The sequence below is a fragment of the Gordonia sp. QH-12 genome (assembly GCF_001578675.1).
Taxonomy (GTDB): domain Bacteria; phylum Actinomycetota; class Actinomycetes; order Mycobacteriales; family Mycobacteriaceae; genus Gordonia; species Gordonia sihwensis.
In genome coordinates, this window is sequence record NZ_KQ969291.1 from 71515 (window position 1) to 87634 (window position 16120).

General features: G+C 69.0%; 12 protein-coding genes. 7 read left to right on the plus strand and 5 right to left on the minus strand.

Annotated elements, in window-relative coordinates:
• Positions 1-11: 11 nt before the first annotated feature.
• Genes Y710_RS10530 through Y710_RS10540 form a run of 3 tightly spaced genes read left to right on the plus strand, consistent with a single transcriptional unit; the run spans position 12 to position 2030 of the window.
• Positions 12-530, plus strand: coding sequence for an SdpI family protein (locus Y710_RS10530; RefSeq protein WP_062367445.1), 519 nt, complete (start codon positions 12-14; stop codon positions 528-530).
• 4 nt (positions 531-534) lie between these two features.
• On the plus strand, positions 535-1521 hold the full coding sequence (locus tag Y710_RS10535; protein WP_006896740.1) for a bile acid:sodium symporter family protein: 987 nt from the start codon (positions 535-537) through the stop codon (positions 1519-1521).
• 47 nt (positions 1522-1568) lie between these two features.
• Entirely contained in the window at positions 1569-2030 is a 462-nt protein-coding gene (locus Y710_RS10540) for a hypothetical protein (RefSeq protein ID WP_006896741.1), read from the plus strand.
• Here Y710_RS10540 and Y710_RS10545 read toward each other — a convergent pair.
• Entirely contained in the window at positions 1973-3271 is a 1299-nt protein-coding gene (locus tag Y710_RS10545; protein WP_101841505.1) for an MFS transporter, read from the minus strand. The genes Y710_RS10540 and Y710_RS10545 overlap by 58 nt on opposite strands.
• A 70-nt stretch (positions 3272-3341) precedes the next feature.
• On the opposite strand from Y710_RS10545, the gene Y710_RS10550 reads away from it, so the two are divergent.
• A complete protein-coding gene (locus tag Y710_RS10550) occupies positions 3342-3932 on the plus strand; it encodes a YqgE/AlgH family protein (RefSeq protein WP_006896743.1) in 591 nt (196 codons plus the stop codon).
• A 13-nt stretch (positions 3933-3945) separates the two neighbouring features.
• Here Y710_RS10550 and Y710_RS10555 read toward each other — a convergent pair whose 3' ends face one another.
• From Y710_RS10555 to Y710_RS10570, 4 genes are all read right to left on the minus strand, one after another.
• Complete coding sequence (locus Y710_RS10555; protein WP_231875724.1) at positions 3946-5091, minus strand: MBL fold metallo-hydrolase; 1146 nt, start codon at positions 5089-5091, stop codon at positions 3946-3948.
• A gap of 293 nt (positions 5092-5384) precedes the next feature.
• Positions 5385-6020, minus strand: a complete 636-nt coding sequence (locus tag Y710_RS10560) for a DedA family protein (RefSeq protein ID WP_006896745.1) — start codon at positions 6018-6020, stop codon at positions 5385-5387.
• Between the two features lie 56 nt (positions 6021-6076).
• Positions 6077-7168, minus strand: a complete 1092-nt coding sequence (locus Y710_RS10565) for an aminotransferase class V-fold PLP-dependent enzyme (protein ID WP_006896746.1) — start codon at positions 7166-7168, stop codon at positions 6077-6079.
• A 32-nt stretch (positions 7169-7200) separates the two neighbouring features.
• A complete protein-coding gene (locus Y710_RS10570; protein WP_051999655.1) occupies positions 7201-8679 on the minus strand; it encodes a CCA tRNA nucleotidyltransferase in 1479 nt (492 codons plus the stop codon).
• A gap of 77 nt (positions 8680-8756) precedes the next feature.
• Between Y710_RS10570 and Y710_RS10575 the strand changes: the two genes are divergently transcribed.
• From Y710_RS10575 to murJ, 3 genes are read left to right on the plus strand one after another with little or no spacing between them, the layout of a single operon-like run.
• Positions 8757-9851: an NUDIX hydrolase gene (locus tag Y710_RS10575; protein WP_062367447.1), complete on the plus strand. Its 1095-nt coding sequence runs from the start codon at positions 8757-8759 to the stop codon at positions 9849-9851.
• Entirely contained in the window at positions 9742-12471 is a 2730-nt protein-coding gene (locus tag Y710_RS10580) for a DUF6049 family protein (protein WP_331709897.1), read from the plus strand. Before Y710_RS10575 ends, Y710_RS10580 begins: the two co-directional genes overlap by 110 nt.
• Entirely contained in the window at positions 12468-16118 is a 3651-nt protein-coding gene (gene murJ, locus Y710_RS10585; RefSeq protein WP_062367448.1) for a murein biosynthesis integral membrane protein MurJ, read from the plus strand. The genes Y710_RS10580 and murJ overlap by 4 nt, the downstream gene beginning before the upstream one ends.
• Positions 16119-16120 lie beyond the last annotated feature (2 nt).

Consider the following 16120-nt stretch of genomic DNA (forward strand, 5'->3'; position numbering starts at 1 on the left):
ACAGTGACCGTGTGTCTATCGCGTCCACCGTCGTCTCAGTTCTCGCGCTGGTGCTTGCGGCCGGATGGCTCGGAGTCGGCGTAGCCGGCCTGACCGGTGCGCTCCGCCGCAACCGCTGGTTCGGTGTGCGTTCTCCGGAGACGCTGCGGTCGGAGGAGACCTTCGCCGTCGCCAACAAGGTCGCGGCGCCCGGCTTCCTCGGGGCCGCTCTGATCCTCGCCGTCACCGGCGGTCTCGGACTCGCCTTCGGCGGCTGGGGCCTGCTGTTCGCGGTGTTCGGCATCGTGGTCGCGGTCGGGGTGATCTCGGCGGTCGGGGGCATGGCCATCCAGGCCGCGCAGAGCGTGCCGGTGCCCGACGCGGGCGGGTGCGGCTGCTGTTCCGGCGCCGCCGATACGACGGCGGGAGGCTGCTCGGAGACCGCGGGCGACGACGACGCGGCGGCCGCGGACTGCGGCGAATCGAGCTGCGGTACGTGCGCACTGAGCGGCATGTGCCTGTCGGAGGACAACCCGCACAACGCCGGGTAGCTCGATGCGCAGACTTCTCGATCGTTCCCCGATCGACGGTTTCGTCCTGTCGATACTGCTCGCGGTGGTCGTCGCCGCGGTCTTCCCGGCGCGGGGCGCCTTCGCCGACGTCATGGACTGGGTCGTGACCATTCTGATCGGACTGCTGTTCTTCCTCTACGGCGCCCGGTTGCATCCGCGGGAGGCCCTCGACGGTCTCACCCACTGGCGGCTTCACCTGACGATTCTGAGCTTCACCTTCGTCCTGTTCCCGATCATCGGGCTCGTTCTGCTGCCCGCGCTGACACCGGTCATCGGCGATCAGCTCGCACACGGCGTGCTGTACCTGACCCTGGTGCCTTCGACCGTGCAGTCGTCGATCGCCTTCACCTCCATCGCCCGGGGCAACGTCGCCGGCGCGATCGTGAGCGCCTCGGCGTCCAACCTCCTCGGCGTCTTCGTGACGCCGCTGCTGGTGGTACTGCTGATGAGTTCGGAGGCCGGCGTCCACATCACCGCGGCGTCGGTCACCAAGATCGTGCTCGAGATCCTGGTCCCCTTCATCGCCGGTCAGCTGTGCCGGCCGTTGGTGGCCGGATTCCTGACGAAATACGCGGCACCGACGAAGTACGTGGACCGCAGTTCCATCGTGGTGGTGGTCTACGTCGCCTTCAGCGAGGGCGTGGTCTCGGGGATGTGGTCGATCGTGAGCGTCTGGGACGTGATCGCGGTCTGCCTGCTGTCGCTGGTGTTCGTGATCGCCATGCTGGCTCTGACCGGCTGGTTGCCCAAACGTCTCGGCTTCTCCCGTGAGGACACGATCGCGATCCAGTTCTGCGGGACCAAGAAGTCACTGGCGACGGGACTTCCGCTCGCATCGGTGATGTTCGCCGGAAGCGCCGTCGGCTTCATCGTGCTGCCGCTGATGATCTTCCATCAGATCCAGCTGATCCTGTGCTCGATGCTGGCCAGCCGTTACGAGAAGCAGGCACTGGCGGTCACCGAGGCCTGAGGCGGCGTGTCCCGGAACCGGCGTCGCCGCCGGTGCGTCCAATCGGTATGGACACCGCCATCGAGTACTACTTCGGCACCGGACACGCACCGCCGACGCACTGGTGGACCGCGCCCGACCTCGACCTCGACGGTGACGGCCGGCTCGATGCCGTCGCTCTCGACTTCGACGGCGACGGTCGTAGCGACGATGCGATGTGGGATACCGACGGAGACGGCGTCGCCGATCTGGCAGCCCTCGATCTGGACGACGACGGCGTCCGCGAGAGCTTCTACGCCGACGGCGGCGGGGGGCTGTGGGAGACGGCCGCGGACCCGCCGCCCGATACCGGCGCCGTCTCCGCCCGGCCTCCCGCCGAGACACCGCTCGACACCGACGGCGACGGCAGACCCGACACCGTCCTGCTCGACGGCGACGGCGACGGTTTCGCCGATGCCTACCGGCGCGTCGGCTACCGGGCCACCGGCTCCGACAGCAGTACGGGCGGAGCCGATCCCTCGGCCCGCTGACCGGACCGCCAGACGCCGGCGGCGGCGACGGCGTACAGCGCCGCACCCGCGAAGATCAGCTGCACACTGAAGCCGGTGGGCGGAATGACGAGTGCGGCCACGAAGATCGCCGCCACGAAGGCCGTGTTGAACAGCGCGTCCTGCACCGCGAACACCTGCCCGCGATAAGAGTCGTCGATGTCGCATTGCATCGCGACGTCGCCGCAGAGCTTGATCGTCTGTCCGGCGAGACCGACCAGCAGCGCCGCGATCAGCACCGGGACCGGACGGACCGAGAGCAGCATCAGTTCCGCGAACGCCCCGATCAGCAGGGCCCAGACCACTGTGCCCCGACGCCCGGCGCGCCGGACCGACACCGGCGTCGTCCCGGCCGCGATCAGCGCTCCGACAGCGACGAAGGCGCCGATCATGGCGATGGCCCGAACGTCGGCGCCGAGAGCGTCTCCGAGTTCGGTGTTCCGCACCAGCATGAGGAACATCAGCGTGTTCAGCCCGAACACCAGCCGGTGCGTCCCGATCGCGCTCAGCACGATGGCGACACTCGGCGTGCGCACCACGGCGCCGAGTCCGTGCGAGAGCCCCCGGACCACCGAATACGCCGCCGTGTGACCGACTCCGTCCGGATGGTCCGGTCCCAATTGACGAACCGCGAACCTGGTGGCCAGCAGCGCCGAGCACACGGCGAAGACCGCTCCCGCGAGCAGGGTGGCGCCCGAACCGCCGTTGTCGGCCCCGAAGATCATCCGCAGCACCCCGGAGACACCCGCTCCGGCCGCGAGCATCGCGGCGCCCACCGTCGTGAACACCGCATTCGTCTCCACGATCAGTTGCGGCGGCGCCACGTGCGGCAGGCTCGCCGACAGGCCCGACGCCACCAGCCGGCTGCAACCGGTCACCAGCAGCGCCGACAGCAGGACGACGGGTTCGGCGGTGTCGGTGCTCATGGTGATCGCCACCACGACCACAGCCGCGGCCCGCAGCAGGTTGACGAAGACGAGCACGCGTCGACGATCCCAGTGGTCGAGCAGGGCGCCGGCGAAGGGACCGAGGAGCGAGTAGGGGAGCAGCAGTACGGCGAAGCCGCCGGCGATCGCCATCGGATCGGTGTGCCTGTCGGGGTTGAAGAGGATCGAGAAGGCCAGCGCGGCTTGGAAAGCGCCGTCGCTCAGCTGGCTCAGCAGACGGACCGCGAACAGCCGGAACAGCCCCGGGGCATGCGTTACCGACTGCAAACTCTTCACCAGTCGAGTTTACGGCTCATCTTGAGCCGGGGTGGCGGCGTCACCGGGCGCTGAGTGTCATTATTGAGGTGTGTCCGGCGCCGACTATCTGACCGATCAACCCGAGGTGAGTGCGGGAAGCCTGCTGATAGCGTCCACCGCTCTCACCGGGCCGACGTTCGCCCGCACGGTGATCTACGTGATCGAACACGATGAGCAGGGCACTCTCGGCGTGGTTCTGAACAGGATGTCGGACGCCGCGGTGTACAACGTGCTGCCCGCGTGGACCGAGCTCGCCGCCAGTCCTCGCGCGGTCTTCGTCGGCGGTCCCGTGGCGACCTCGTCGGCGCTCTGCCTCGGAGTCGCGAAGACCGGCGTCGACGTCACCAAGCAGCCGCGTCTGCACCAGGTGCTCGGTCCGGTGGCGATGGTCGACCTCGACGCCGATCCGGACGAACTGGCACAGGTGCTCACCGGCGTCCGGATCTTCGCCGGCTACGCAGGCTGGGATGCCGGTCAGCTCGACGAGGAACTGGCGGAGGGCAGCTGGATCGTCGCCCAGGGCCTGCCCACCGATCTGCTGGCCGAACCCTCCGTCGACGTATGGCAGCGAGTGCTCGCCCGGCAGCCGTGGCCCCTGCCACTGCTGTCCACCTACCCTCGCCATCCCGAGGAGAACTAGGGCAGGTCGCCGGTCACCGCTTCGCCACCGGAACGACCATCATGTCCTCGCCGACGGTGACCCGGCCGTCGTATCCGCGTTGGGCTTCCTCGGTCCATACCTTGGGGTCGATCGTGCGTCCCCCGGTTTCTTCGATGTGTGACAGGACCAGAGACGGCACGTTCGCCTTTTGGGCGATGGGACCGACTTCGTTCACGAAAACGTGAGACTTGCGGTGGTGATCGATCACGTCCTCGGTGAGCCCGGCATCCGGCGGGATGCGGAGTGCCTCGTGGACGAGAACGTCCGACGAGTTCGCCAGCCTGATGAGGTTCTCCGAGTGTCGAGTGTCGCCGGAGAACGTGACGGCGCCGTGGTCGGTGTCGAATCGGAAGGCGAAAGAGGGAAACACCGGGCCGTGTGGAACGAGCGTGGCCGTCACCTTGACCCGATCGTCTTCCATCACGGTGAACGGTGCCATGTCGGGGGCAGTGTTGTCCCACCGCGCACCGGTTGCCGCCGGGATGGCGATCTCGTGGATGTCCGGGATGTCGCGGGGGTCACGGAAACCCGCATCGCGCATGAGGACGTTGCTGTTGTATGCGAAGGCCTCGTGGAGCCTGTCTGTCATCTCGCGGGTTCCGGGCGTCGGACTCTGCGGGGCGACAGTGGTCACCCGCCGGCCACCCAGCGCTTCCGGAAGCCCTCCGGCGGATCCGGGTCCGTAGACCGGGATACCGGTCGGGACGACGTCTCCGTTCTTCTCGCCGGTGGTACCGGCCATCATGAAGTAGTTGTAGTAGTCGGCGACATGGTCGGCGTGCAGATGGGTCAGGAAGACTCCCGCCATTTCCCGGTAGTGCAGTCCGGACCTCTTGTACTGCGTCACCGAGCTGCGACCGCAGTCGATCAGGTAGGTCTTCCCGTCCACCACCAGGGCCGTCGAGATGCCCACTCGCTCGGTCGCCGGCGGCGGTCCGGCCTTCGTGCCGAGCGGAACGAGCGTCAACTTCGACTGCTGCAGATCGGGTGGCATCGCCGTCGGCGTCAGCGAACTGGCCACCGGTTGGGTCGATCCGCATGCGGCGACCAGACCGGCCCCGGTAAGCGCCGCCCCGCCTGCGAGCGCGGCGCGGAGGAAGTTCCGGCGGCCGAGATTCGACGAAGCCTTCTCGGCCACAGGCCGGCTAACGTGCTCGTGATGTGAACCGCAATTCATTGCGGATTCCTTTCGATCAGTGGCGAAGAGAGACGGCGTGAGTCACAGCGGCGTCCGTGCGTCGCGGGCGTGCTGTGCCGGGCGGACGAGGAGGGCCTCGACGCCGTACTGCCGCCCATATGATGTGTACCCGGTCACAATTAGAATAGTCAATAGACTTTCTAAAGTTTCCGATATTTTCGATGTTGTGCCGCGGTTCCGCATCACCGCTGAGCCGGGTGACCCACCGCCGAGTTCCGATCGTCAGCCATGTCTTAGCCGCCGCTGCCCCGACGGCGTTCGGCCCGGCCGGCCCGGACGCGGCGGAAAATGAGGAATCCGAACGCCGCGACACCGACGGCGACACCCACGATCAATGCGACCTCGGCGCCCAGAGTGGCGCCCACGCCGTACGAGACCAGCAGCACGGTCATCGTCCAGCTGATTCCGCCGATCGCGGAAGCGAGAGCGAACCGGGTGTATCTCATCCGCCGGGACCCCGCGAGCAGTGGCGTCACACTCCGGACGTATCCCACCCAGCGCGCCGAGGCGATCGCCAGGACCGCGTCGCCCGACTCGGGCGCCCGATAGCCGGAGGCGATCGCGCGGCGGACCACCTTGCGGCCGAGCCGCGTCCGGGCCAGCCGCGGGCCGGTGACCACGCCCACCGCGTAGCCGGTCGAGTCGCCGGCGATGGCCGCCACGGCGCAGACCGCGATCAGCACACCGATGACGGGCTTGCCGACGGCCGCCACCACGCCCGCGGCGATGAGCACCGCCTCGCTCGGGGCCACCAGTCCCACCACCGCGACCGCCGTCTCGAGATAGACGACCCCGCCCGCGATGAGGTAGACCGCCCATGCCGGGGCGGAGTCGACGAGATCGGTCAGCCGATCGGTCAATGTGTGCATATCCGCGCTTTTCGGGGCGAGACCGCGCGTGACGAGCGGCCGAATGGTCCGGCGGCTCAGTACCCCATGGTCCGGATGGCGTTGGCGAGCTGATCCAGCTGTTCCGGGCGCACATCGAGGTGAGGGCTGATCCGCAGCAGCGAATCCTCACCGGCGAGGGGCGCGCGCCAGGAGTCCGCCGCCGTGACCAGAAGCCCGATCTCCCGCAGTCGGTCGCGCGCGGCCTGCACGTCGGCCGGTCGCCATCCGGGCGGCGGCGCCAGGGTCACCAGTGCCGAAGGCTCGTCGACCGGCTCCATGACCTCCCAACTGCCGATCCCGTGCAGTCGTTCGCGCGCGATCCGTCCGATACCGGCCAACTCGGTGTACACACGCTGCTGTCCGATGTCGAGGAACTCGGCGACCGCCGTCGAGAGTGCCAGCTGGCCGGCGATGAACGATTCCGACGGCAGCAGTCGCACGTCGATGCGCGAGTCGGGCCGGATGGCGATGAATCCGACGCCCCGGGGTCCGGTGAGCCATTTGCGCGAGGTGCCGTAGACCACATCCGCGCCGGTCACAGTGGGCACATGCCCCACCGACTGCGCCATGTCGACGATCACCGGAACGCCCGCGTTGTGCGCCACCTCGACGATCTTCGCCACCGGCTGCACCAGTCCGCTCGCCGAACCGATGTGGCAGACATGGATGAAGTCGGGCTGCTCGAACTGCAGCATGTTCTCCAGCGAGTCGACGTCGACGTGCCCGTACACGTCGCCCTCGGGCATGGTGCGGACCGCGAAGTCGCGGCGTTCGAACTCCAGCAGGTTGGGACCGAACTCATTCTTCGCGACCCATACCGTGGGGGAGAGCGGGAGCGCCATGGTGTTGAGCAGCGCCCGCAGCGCCGACCGCGCGCTGTCTCGGAAGACGATCTCCTCGGCGCGATGGCCGATCAGCGAGCCCAGTGCGCGGCGGCCGGCTTCAAGGGCCTCTGCGCGTTCGTCGGCGGCGATGTAGGAACCGTTCCTGGCCTCGCGGATCAGGTGTTCGTGCAGAGTCGTGATGACCGCGTTCGACGAACGCCCGGCCGAGGCGGCGTCGAGATGCCCGATCGAGGGTTCCACTCTCGCTGCATGCCACTGTTCACCGAGTTCGCTGCAGTACATGCCTTGAATCTACCCTGTGGCTCCGGGCCCGATCAGTCGCCGTTGCGGTCCGCCCACCATGCGCGCAGAGCCGCCTCGGCGTCCTCGCGGCTCATCGGCCCGCTGTCGAGCCGAAGCTCCTTCAGGTACCGCCAGGCCTCACCGACCACCGGGCCGGGCGGGAGACCGAGCAGCTGCATGATCGCGTTGCCGTCGAGGTCCGGTCGGACCCGATCGAGGTCCTCGGCCTCCCGCAGCACGGCGATGCGGTGCTCGAGATCGTCGTACGTCTCCTGCAGACGCCGGGCACGGCGCTTGTTGCGGGTGGTGCAGTCGGCGCGCACCAGCTTGTGGAGCCGGTCGAGGAGCGGACCGGCGTCGTTGACGTACCGGCGAACCGCCGAATCGGTCCACTTGCCGTCGCCGTAGCCGTGGAAGCGCAGGTGCAGGAAGACCAGTTGCGAGACGTCGTCGACGACCGCCTTCGGGTACTTGAGCGCCCGCATCCGCTTGCGGACCATCTTGGCGCCGACCACCTCGTGGTGGTGGAAGCTGACGCCGCCGCCCTCCTCGTGCCTGCGGGTGGCGGGCTTGCCGATGTCGTGCAGCAGCGCGGCCCAGCGCAGAACCGGGTCGGGGTCGCCGGTCTCGAGGTCGATCGCCTGCTTGAGCACCGTGAGCGAATGCTGGTAGACGTCCTTGTGCTGGTGATGCTCGTCGATGGTGAGCTTCATCCCCGGGATCTCGGGAATGATCAACTCGGCCAGACCCGTGTCCACCAGCAGGTCGACGGCCTCGATCGGATGCTCGCCGCAGATCATCTTGTCGAGTTCCACCCGGATCCGCTCGGCGGTGATCCGCTCGATCTGCCCGGCCATCTCACCGATGGCGCGGCGCACGCGGTCGGAGAGCCGGAAGCCCAGCTGTGAGACGAAACGCACGCCGCGCAGCATTCGGAGGGGATCGTCATTGAACGACGACTCCGGCGCGGCCGGGGTGTCGATGACGCCGGCGAGCAGATCCGCCATGCCGTCGAGCGGATCACAGAACTCCTGACCGCCCCCCGGGAGCAGCCGGACCGCCATCGCGTTGATGCGGAAGTCCCGGCGGACCAGATCGCCTTCGAGCGTGTCGCCGAAGGTCACGACGGGGTTCCGGCTCTGCTGGTCGTAGATGTCGGAGCGGAAGGTGGTGATCTCCACCGTCTCGCCCCCGCGCGCGGCGCTGACCGTGCCGAACTCGATGCCGGTGTCCCATACCGCGTCCCCCCAGGTCGAGAGGATCTCGGCGATCGTCTCGGGCCGGGCGTCGGTGGTGAAGTCGAGATCGCCCGCCAGTCGGCCGAGGACGGCGTCGCGCACCGAGCCGCCGACGAGGTACAGCTCGTGCCCGCGCTCGGCGAACCGGTCCGCCAGCGGAGTCAGGACGTCGCCGAGAGAGTTCAAGGTCACCGCCGCCGACGCCAGCAGTCGCGTACGCCGTTCGGAGCGCTCGGCGGCGCTCATCTGTCCACGTGGCGCTGTGTCGGTCATGGGATGACAGACTACCGACTGCCGACCCGCTCAACCTGTTCGGCTAACACCCGGTTACAAGCGGCTAGCATCGGGGTGTGTCCGCTGAACCCTCGCTGCAGCGCCCGGACGTCGATTCCGACGCTCCGGTGTCCGAGGGTGCCTCCGGGCCGAACGGCTCCGGCTCTCAGGATAATGCGGCGCAGGCCGTGGGCGGAAGCAACCAGGCCGGACGTTCCCGGCACAATCGGCGCGGCAGACGCCGGCGCGGCAGGCGTTCCGGACGCGGAGGCGGGCAGCAGCAGAACACGGACTCTGCGGCCGAAGCAGGGTCCGGCGACTCGGCGAAACCGAAACCGGGACCGCGAAACGCGGGGTCGAAGGGCAACGGCGGCGCCAAGAGCGCGGCGCCGAAGAACCTCACTTCGAAGGCAGGGTCGCAGCAGAGCGCCGACGACGGGCGGACCAAGCCGTCCGATCTCGCCAGCCGGGCGCGCCGCAGCGGGTCCAACAGTCCCGCGGCCATGCCCCGCACCAAGCGCCGTACCGCACGCAAGCCCGAGGCCGAGGGCGGACCGCGGCTGCACACGGTCCGCGAGACGTCGGCCGGCGGCCTGGTGCTCTCCGACATCGACGCTCCGTTCGGAGAGCTGTCGGCCGCGCTGATCGGCCGCATCGACAGGCGCGGGCGCATGATGTGGTCGCTTCCGAAGGGGCATATCGAGACCGGCGAGACGGCTGAGCAGACCGCGATCCGGGAGGTCGCCGAGGAGACCGGCATCGAAGGCACCATCGTCGCGCCGCTCGGCAAGATCGACTATTGGTTCGTCAGCGAGGGTCGCCGCATCCACAAGACGGTGCATCACTACCTCCTGCGATTCACCGGCGGCGAGCTGTCGGACGCCGACTACGAGGTCAGCGCCGTGGCGTGGGTCCCGTTGAGCGAGCTGCCCCGTCGACTGACGTACTCTGACGAGCGACGTCTGGCGCGGATGGCCGAATCGGTGATCGCTGATCTGCAGAGCGACCCACACCGGTTGGCGCAGTCAGAAGCCAGCTGCCTCCGCACCGAGCCGAACGACTATGAGAAAGCCGCAGCCGCACGCAACCAGCGACGCAACGAGCCGCCGCCGGCGCCGAAACCTCGTCGACGCCGGCGGCGCCCGCGTCGCACCGCATCCGGTGACAGCTGACCGAATCCCGTCGCGGCGTTCGTCACTTCTGTTCGTGCTGTCGGCGGTCGCCGTCCTGCTGGCCCTGACCGTCGGCGCAGTGCCTGTGGCGCACGCTGATTCGGCCTCCACCTCGTCGTACGCCACACTCGGACTGACCGAGGTCACTCCGACCACCGTCACCAGTTCCACCGGCGATCGTGTGACTGTCCGCGGTCGCGTGGTCAACACCGCGGGCAAACCAATCAGCGACGTCAGCGTGCGGCTGCAGCGCGGTCACGCGCTCACCGAGTCCTTCCAGCTGCGCAGCTCACTGACCTCACCCTCGGCCGACTACTCGGTGAGCAGCACCTCGCGGCACGTCACCGGCACCCTGGGAACCGGCGAGTCGGCCGATTTCACCATCTCGGTCCCCGTGAACGGCCCCACCGGTCTCGATCTCACCGAGGCCGGGGTGTATCCGCTGATGGTCGACGTGATCGGCACTCCGCGCGACGCGGGCACCGTGTCGATCGCGGATTCGCGCACGCTGCTCCCGGTGCTGTCGCTGCCCGCCAGCCGCACCCGCGCGCAGAACTACGTCGACCCGGCCACCGGTGCGCCCGGCGCTCCACTGCTCGGCCGGGACGGATCGATCGCGCCGAACACCTCCCGCCCCGCACCGTTCACGATGATCTGGCCGCTCGCGGCCGCACCGCAGGAAGCCGCGGGCATCCTCGGCGGCGGCACCGCGGAGCTGCGGCTCACGAGCGACGCCCTGGGCCATTCCCTGCAGCCCGACGGCCGCCTCGGGATGTCGTTGCAAGCGCTGGAGCAACTCGCGGGCACCGCGTCCTCCGACACTCCGCCGACCGTCGGCCCCGGAACCACCGAACCGGCGGCGAGTCCCGACGACCCGGTGCGCGACTCGACCTGTCTCGCCGTCGACCCCGACCTGCTGCTCACAGTCACGAGAATGGCCGACGGCTACGTCGTCACCGACGATCCGGCAGACCCCGAGGCCCGCACCCACGACGGGCAGGGCGCCTCGGCGGCCAAGTCGTGGCTGCGCGGCCTCACGCAGGTCGCGAGCCGAATGTGCGTCACCGCACTGCCTTTCGCACAGGCCGGCCTCGACTCCCTCCGCACCGTCAACGACGCCGGGCTCGCGCGGCGCGCCGTGCTGAATCCGTACGACACCGTCGATGCGATCCTCGGCGTCAAGACCGTGCGCGGTCTCACCATTCCCGCCACCGGAACGCTCACCGACGCCGGCCGCGATCTGCTGTCCGAACTCGGCGTCACCTCGGCGGCCATCGCAGCCACGTCGCTGACTCCTCTCGGCGCCGACCGCGCACCCACCTCGGGATCGGCGTCCGGCCGTTACCGGAGCCAGGCGACGCATCTGCAGAGCTACGACATCGCGATCAGCGCGGCCATCGGAGGCGCCGGGCTCACGCCGGTGGTGCCTGCGATCGTTCCCAACTGGCAGCAGCCGAACCTCTCGGGCGAGTCGGCGGTGAGCCGCAGGCAGGCGGCCGCCGCCGCCCTGGCCTTCCCGATGCTTGACGCTCCGGCGCCCACCGCGTCGGCCGAAGCGGATTCGACCAGGCTCCCGACCACCGGGCGGTCGGCGTTCATCATGCCGCCGACCTATTGGTCACCGACCGTGCAGGACGCACAGGCACTGCACGACACCGCCGAGCTCATGCTGTCTTCGGGCACCGCCCGCCCGGTGCCGCTCGCGACCGTGGTGGACGAGCTGCCTGCCGCCGCCACCCCCGCCGAACTCGACGTGCCCGGCGACATCTCGCCCGACGCGGCGGCGGGATACCCGATCACGCAGAGCGACGCCGAGACGGTGCGTCAGCGGCTGGACCGTATCGACCACATGCAGGCCGCCCTGGTCGGAAACGCCGAGACCGTCACCACGCCGGCCGAATACCTGGCGCCCTTGCGCGACGACCTGCTGCGCGCGGTGTCGAGCGCGTCGACCACCGATAACGCGGTGGCGCGCGGCCAGCGCACCGATCGGCTGACCGCGGTGGGCATCACTCTCGGCAACATGCAGCAAGCGGTTTCCCTGCTCGATCCCAGCGGCCGATACACCCTGGCCTCCGAGCGGAGCCCGCTGCTCCTGGTGGTCCGGAACGATCTGGCGCTTCCGATCCGGGTACGGCTGGACATCGACGCACCCAGCGCCCTGGAGGTGGGCGACGTCGGCACCGTCGAGATCCCGGCCGCCGGAACCCGGCAACTCCAGATCCCCACCCACGCGTCGAGCTCGGAACCGGCGACGGTGCACATCTCGCTGGTCACCTCCAGCGACGTGCCGCTGAGCACGCCCATCGAACTCTCGATCTACGCGAACGCGTACGGCAAGCCGCTGTTCTGGATCACCGTCGGTGCGGCCGTCATCTTGATCCTGCTGACCGCACGCCGGCTGTGGCATCGGTTCCGCGGCGAGCCCGACCCCGCCGACGAGGACCGGCCGGAGCCGGACGAGGAGGACCTGGAACAGGCGACGCTGAGCTATCAGGACAGACTTGAGGCGGAACGGGCCGCGGATGGGCAACTCGACGGCGAGTTGCCCGGAGAACGCGCGGCGGGGGACTCTGGGCCGTGGGACAGTGGGCCGAGGGACAGCGGGGAGCGTGAATGAGCAATCGTCCGAACCAGCGCACCGGAGATCCGCGCGACGCCGGGCCGGGCGCCGCCAGGGCTGAGCCGGCGGCGGTGAGCCCCGGGGCGGCGAACGGCGGCGGAGCGGACGCTCCGGCGGTGAAGCCCGACGACTCCGACGTCGGCATCATGCGCACCGGCGGCTCCATCGCCATCGCGACCCTGATCAGCCGGATCACCGGATTCATCAGGACCGTCCTGGTCCTGGCGATGCTCGGCGGCGCGGTCGCGTCTGCCTTCCAGGCCGCCTACGTGCTCCCGAGCATGATCGCCGAAGTGGTCCTCGGCGCGGTGCTGACCGCCATCGTCATCCCGGTGCTGGTGCGCGCCGAGAACGAGGACGCCGACGGCGGCGCCGGCTTCATCAACCGCATCTTCACCCTGACACTGGTGCTGCTCGGCGTCGCCAGTCTCATCGCGATCGTCGCGGCGCCCCTGCTGACCCTGTTGAACGTCGGCGACGGCCAGGTGAACCGGCCGCTGACCACCGCACTCGCGTATCTGCTGCTGCCCGAGATCCTCTTCTACGGACTGTCGGCGCTGTTCATCGCGATTCTGAACATGAAGGGCCTGTTCAAACCCGGTGCGTGGGCGCCGGTCCTGAACAACGTCGTTCAGATCACCACGCTGGTGCTGTACTGGGCGATGCCGGGCGAGATGACGCTGAACCCGGTCCGGATGTCGGAGCCGAAACTGCTCGTCCTCGGCATCGGCACCACGCTCGGCGTGGTGATGCAGGCCGCGATCCTGATGCCCTTCCTCCGCAAGGTCGGCGTCCATCTGAAGCTCGAGTGGGGTATCGACGCCCGACTGCGGCAGTTCGGGGGCATGGCCGTCGCGATCGTCGCGTACGTCCTGGTACTGCAGGTCGGGCTCGTGATCACTTACCGGATCGCCGCCCACGCCACCGCGTCGGGAATCTCGGTGTACGCGACCCACTGGCAACTGCTCCAGCTGCCTTACGGCGTCCTCGGCGTCACCATCCTGACCGCGATCATGCCGCGTCTCTCGCGCAACGCGGCCGCCGACGACACCGACGCCGTCATCGATGACATGTCCCTCGCGACACGACTGACGATGATCGCGCTGGTACCGACGGTGGCCTTCATGACCTTCTTCGGCCCGGCCATCGGCATCGCGATCTTCAATTTCGGCAAGTTCGACGCCGATACCGCGTCTCAGCTGGGGTCGGTGCTGTCGTGGGGCGCGTTCACGTTGATTCCGTACGCGATGACCCTCGTGCAGCTGCGTGTGTTCTATGCGCGCGAGGACGCCTGGACCCCGACCCTCATGGTCGTCGGGATCACGGCCGTCAAGGTCGCGTCGTCGTATCTCGGTCCGGTGATCTTCGACGATCCCGAGCTCATCGTCCGGTGGCTCTCGCTCTCCAACGGTCTGGGCTATCTGGTGGGCGCGATCGTCGGTCAGATGCTGCTGCACAAGCGCCTCGGCATCACCCGGCTCTCCGACGTCACCCGCACGACATATCAGGCGATCGGAGTCTCGCTCGCCGTCGCACTCGCGGTGTGGCTCGTCGCCGATCTCACCGGGCTCGACGAGATGTCGACGCAGGCGGGCAAGATCGGCTCGGTGGTCTATCTCGGATTCACCGCGATCATCGTCCTGGGCGTCACCTACCTGCTGCTGACCGCACTGAAGATCCCCGAGATGGTCACCATCAGCAACACGGTGCAGCGTCTCCTCGGACGGTTCATTCCGGCACTCGCCCCTGCACCCACACCGTCGGCCGACGACTCCGACTCGCGGACGATGACCATCCAGATCCCGCGGATCACCTCGGACGATTCGGTCCCGTACGCTGGTCAAGTAGACGTCCGTCGCCGGTTCGATCGAGGCACCGCGACGTGGCAGGAGTATTCGGTGTTGTCCGGCGGGGCGGTGGGCGAGACCATGGTCCTCCCGGTTGTGGGAGGTCCCGGTCCTCGACCTCGGCCCTACGGGCCACCACGTCAACGAGGAGTTCCGCCGATGGGCCAGAACGGCAACAAGGGCGGCCGTCCGACCGGCCCGGCCGCCGGTTCGCCGACTGGTCCGTCCAGTGAGGCCACCCGCATCATGGGACCGCCGCGCGGACCTCGCCTGGTTCCGGGCGCCGCCATCGCCGGTGGGCGCTACCGCCTCCTCGAGAAGGAGGGCGGAACCCGCGGCCTGGAGTTCTGGCGCGCCAAGGACACCGGACTCGACCGCGAAGTCGGCCTCACGTTCGTCGACCCCGAACAGAAGGCGCCGCCGATCCGGCCGGGCGACCGCGACGACGACACCGGTCCCCGCGCGATTCTGAATCGCACCCGTCGGCTCGGCCAGCTCCACTCGGCCGGCGTGGCCCGGGTGCTCGACGTGGTCCGCAGTGCTTCCGGCGGCGTGATCGTCACCGAATGGATTCACGGCTCCTCGCTCAAGGAGGTCGCGGCCACGTCGCCGTCGGCGATGGGTGCCGCGCGCGCGGTCCGGGCTCTGGCCGCGGGCGCCGAAGCAGCGCACCGCACCGGTGCGACTCTGTCGATCGACCACCCGGACCGGATCCGCGTCAGCACCGACGGTGATGCGGTCCTCGCCTTCCCGGCGGTCATCCCCGGTGACGACCGGACCGGCGACGTCCGCGGTCTCGGAGCGGTCCTGTACGCGCTGCTGCTCAACCGCTGGCCGCTCGACGCCGCCACCGGTGCGGTCGCGACAGCGGGTTCCGCGCCGGTCGGCGGGATTCCGCCCGCCGAGCCCGATCCCGAGCATCCGTCGCGTCCGATCGCACCGCGCGCGGTGAAGCCCGAGATCCCGTTCGAGATCTCGGCCGTCGCCTCGCGCGCTCTCGAGGGCGACCGGGGCATCCGCACCGCGGCCACCGTCCAGCACGTCCTGGACCAGGCGACCGTGGTCGATCTCAAGACCGACATGATCCCGCGCGTCGAGTCCCGGGAGGCTCCGGTCTCCGTGGCGCCGCTGTCGAGGACGCGCAAGGAACGCCTGCTGGGCGAGGGTGAGGCGGGTCGCCGCAACACCGCGCTGCTGGCGGGCGCCGGTCTGTTCGTGCTCTTCCTGATCGTCGCCGTGGTGGTCGCGATGACCAACGTCTTCGGCGGCTCGGGCAACACCGAGTCCGATATCGACTCGATCCTGCCGAGTGAGAGCGCATCGGCGACGTCGGCACCCGCTCGCACTCCCGCGGCTCCGGCGGTGAGCCTCAAGTCGGTGACGCTCCTGGACGTGTCCGGCGAACCGCCCGACTCCGCACCGAACATCCAGAACGTGCTCACCGGCACCCCGCCGGCCTGGCGGACCGACGCCTACCGTGGCAGTCCGCAGTTCGGCGGTCTCAAGTCGGGGATGGGGCTGCTCTTCGCCACCGGCGGCGACAACACCGTGCGATCGGTGACGATCACGACCACCACTCCCGGCTTCCAAGTGGAGCTGCGGACGTCGGACCAGAGGTCTCCGACCAGCCTCGATCAGACCACGCAGGTCGGCGGCGGAACCGTGGACTCCAAGTCCACGACGATCAAGGTCGACGAGCCGGCGTCGGCGCCGTACTTCATCGTCTGGCTCACCACTCTGCCCGTGGGGCCGAGCGGCGACTACCAGGCCGTGATCTCGAAGGTCAGCGTCTCCTGACG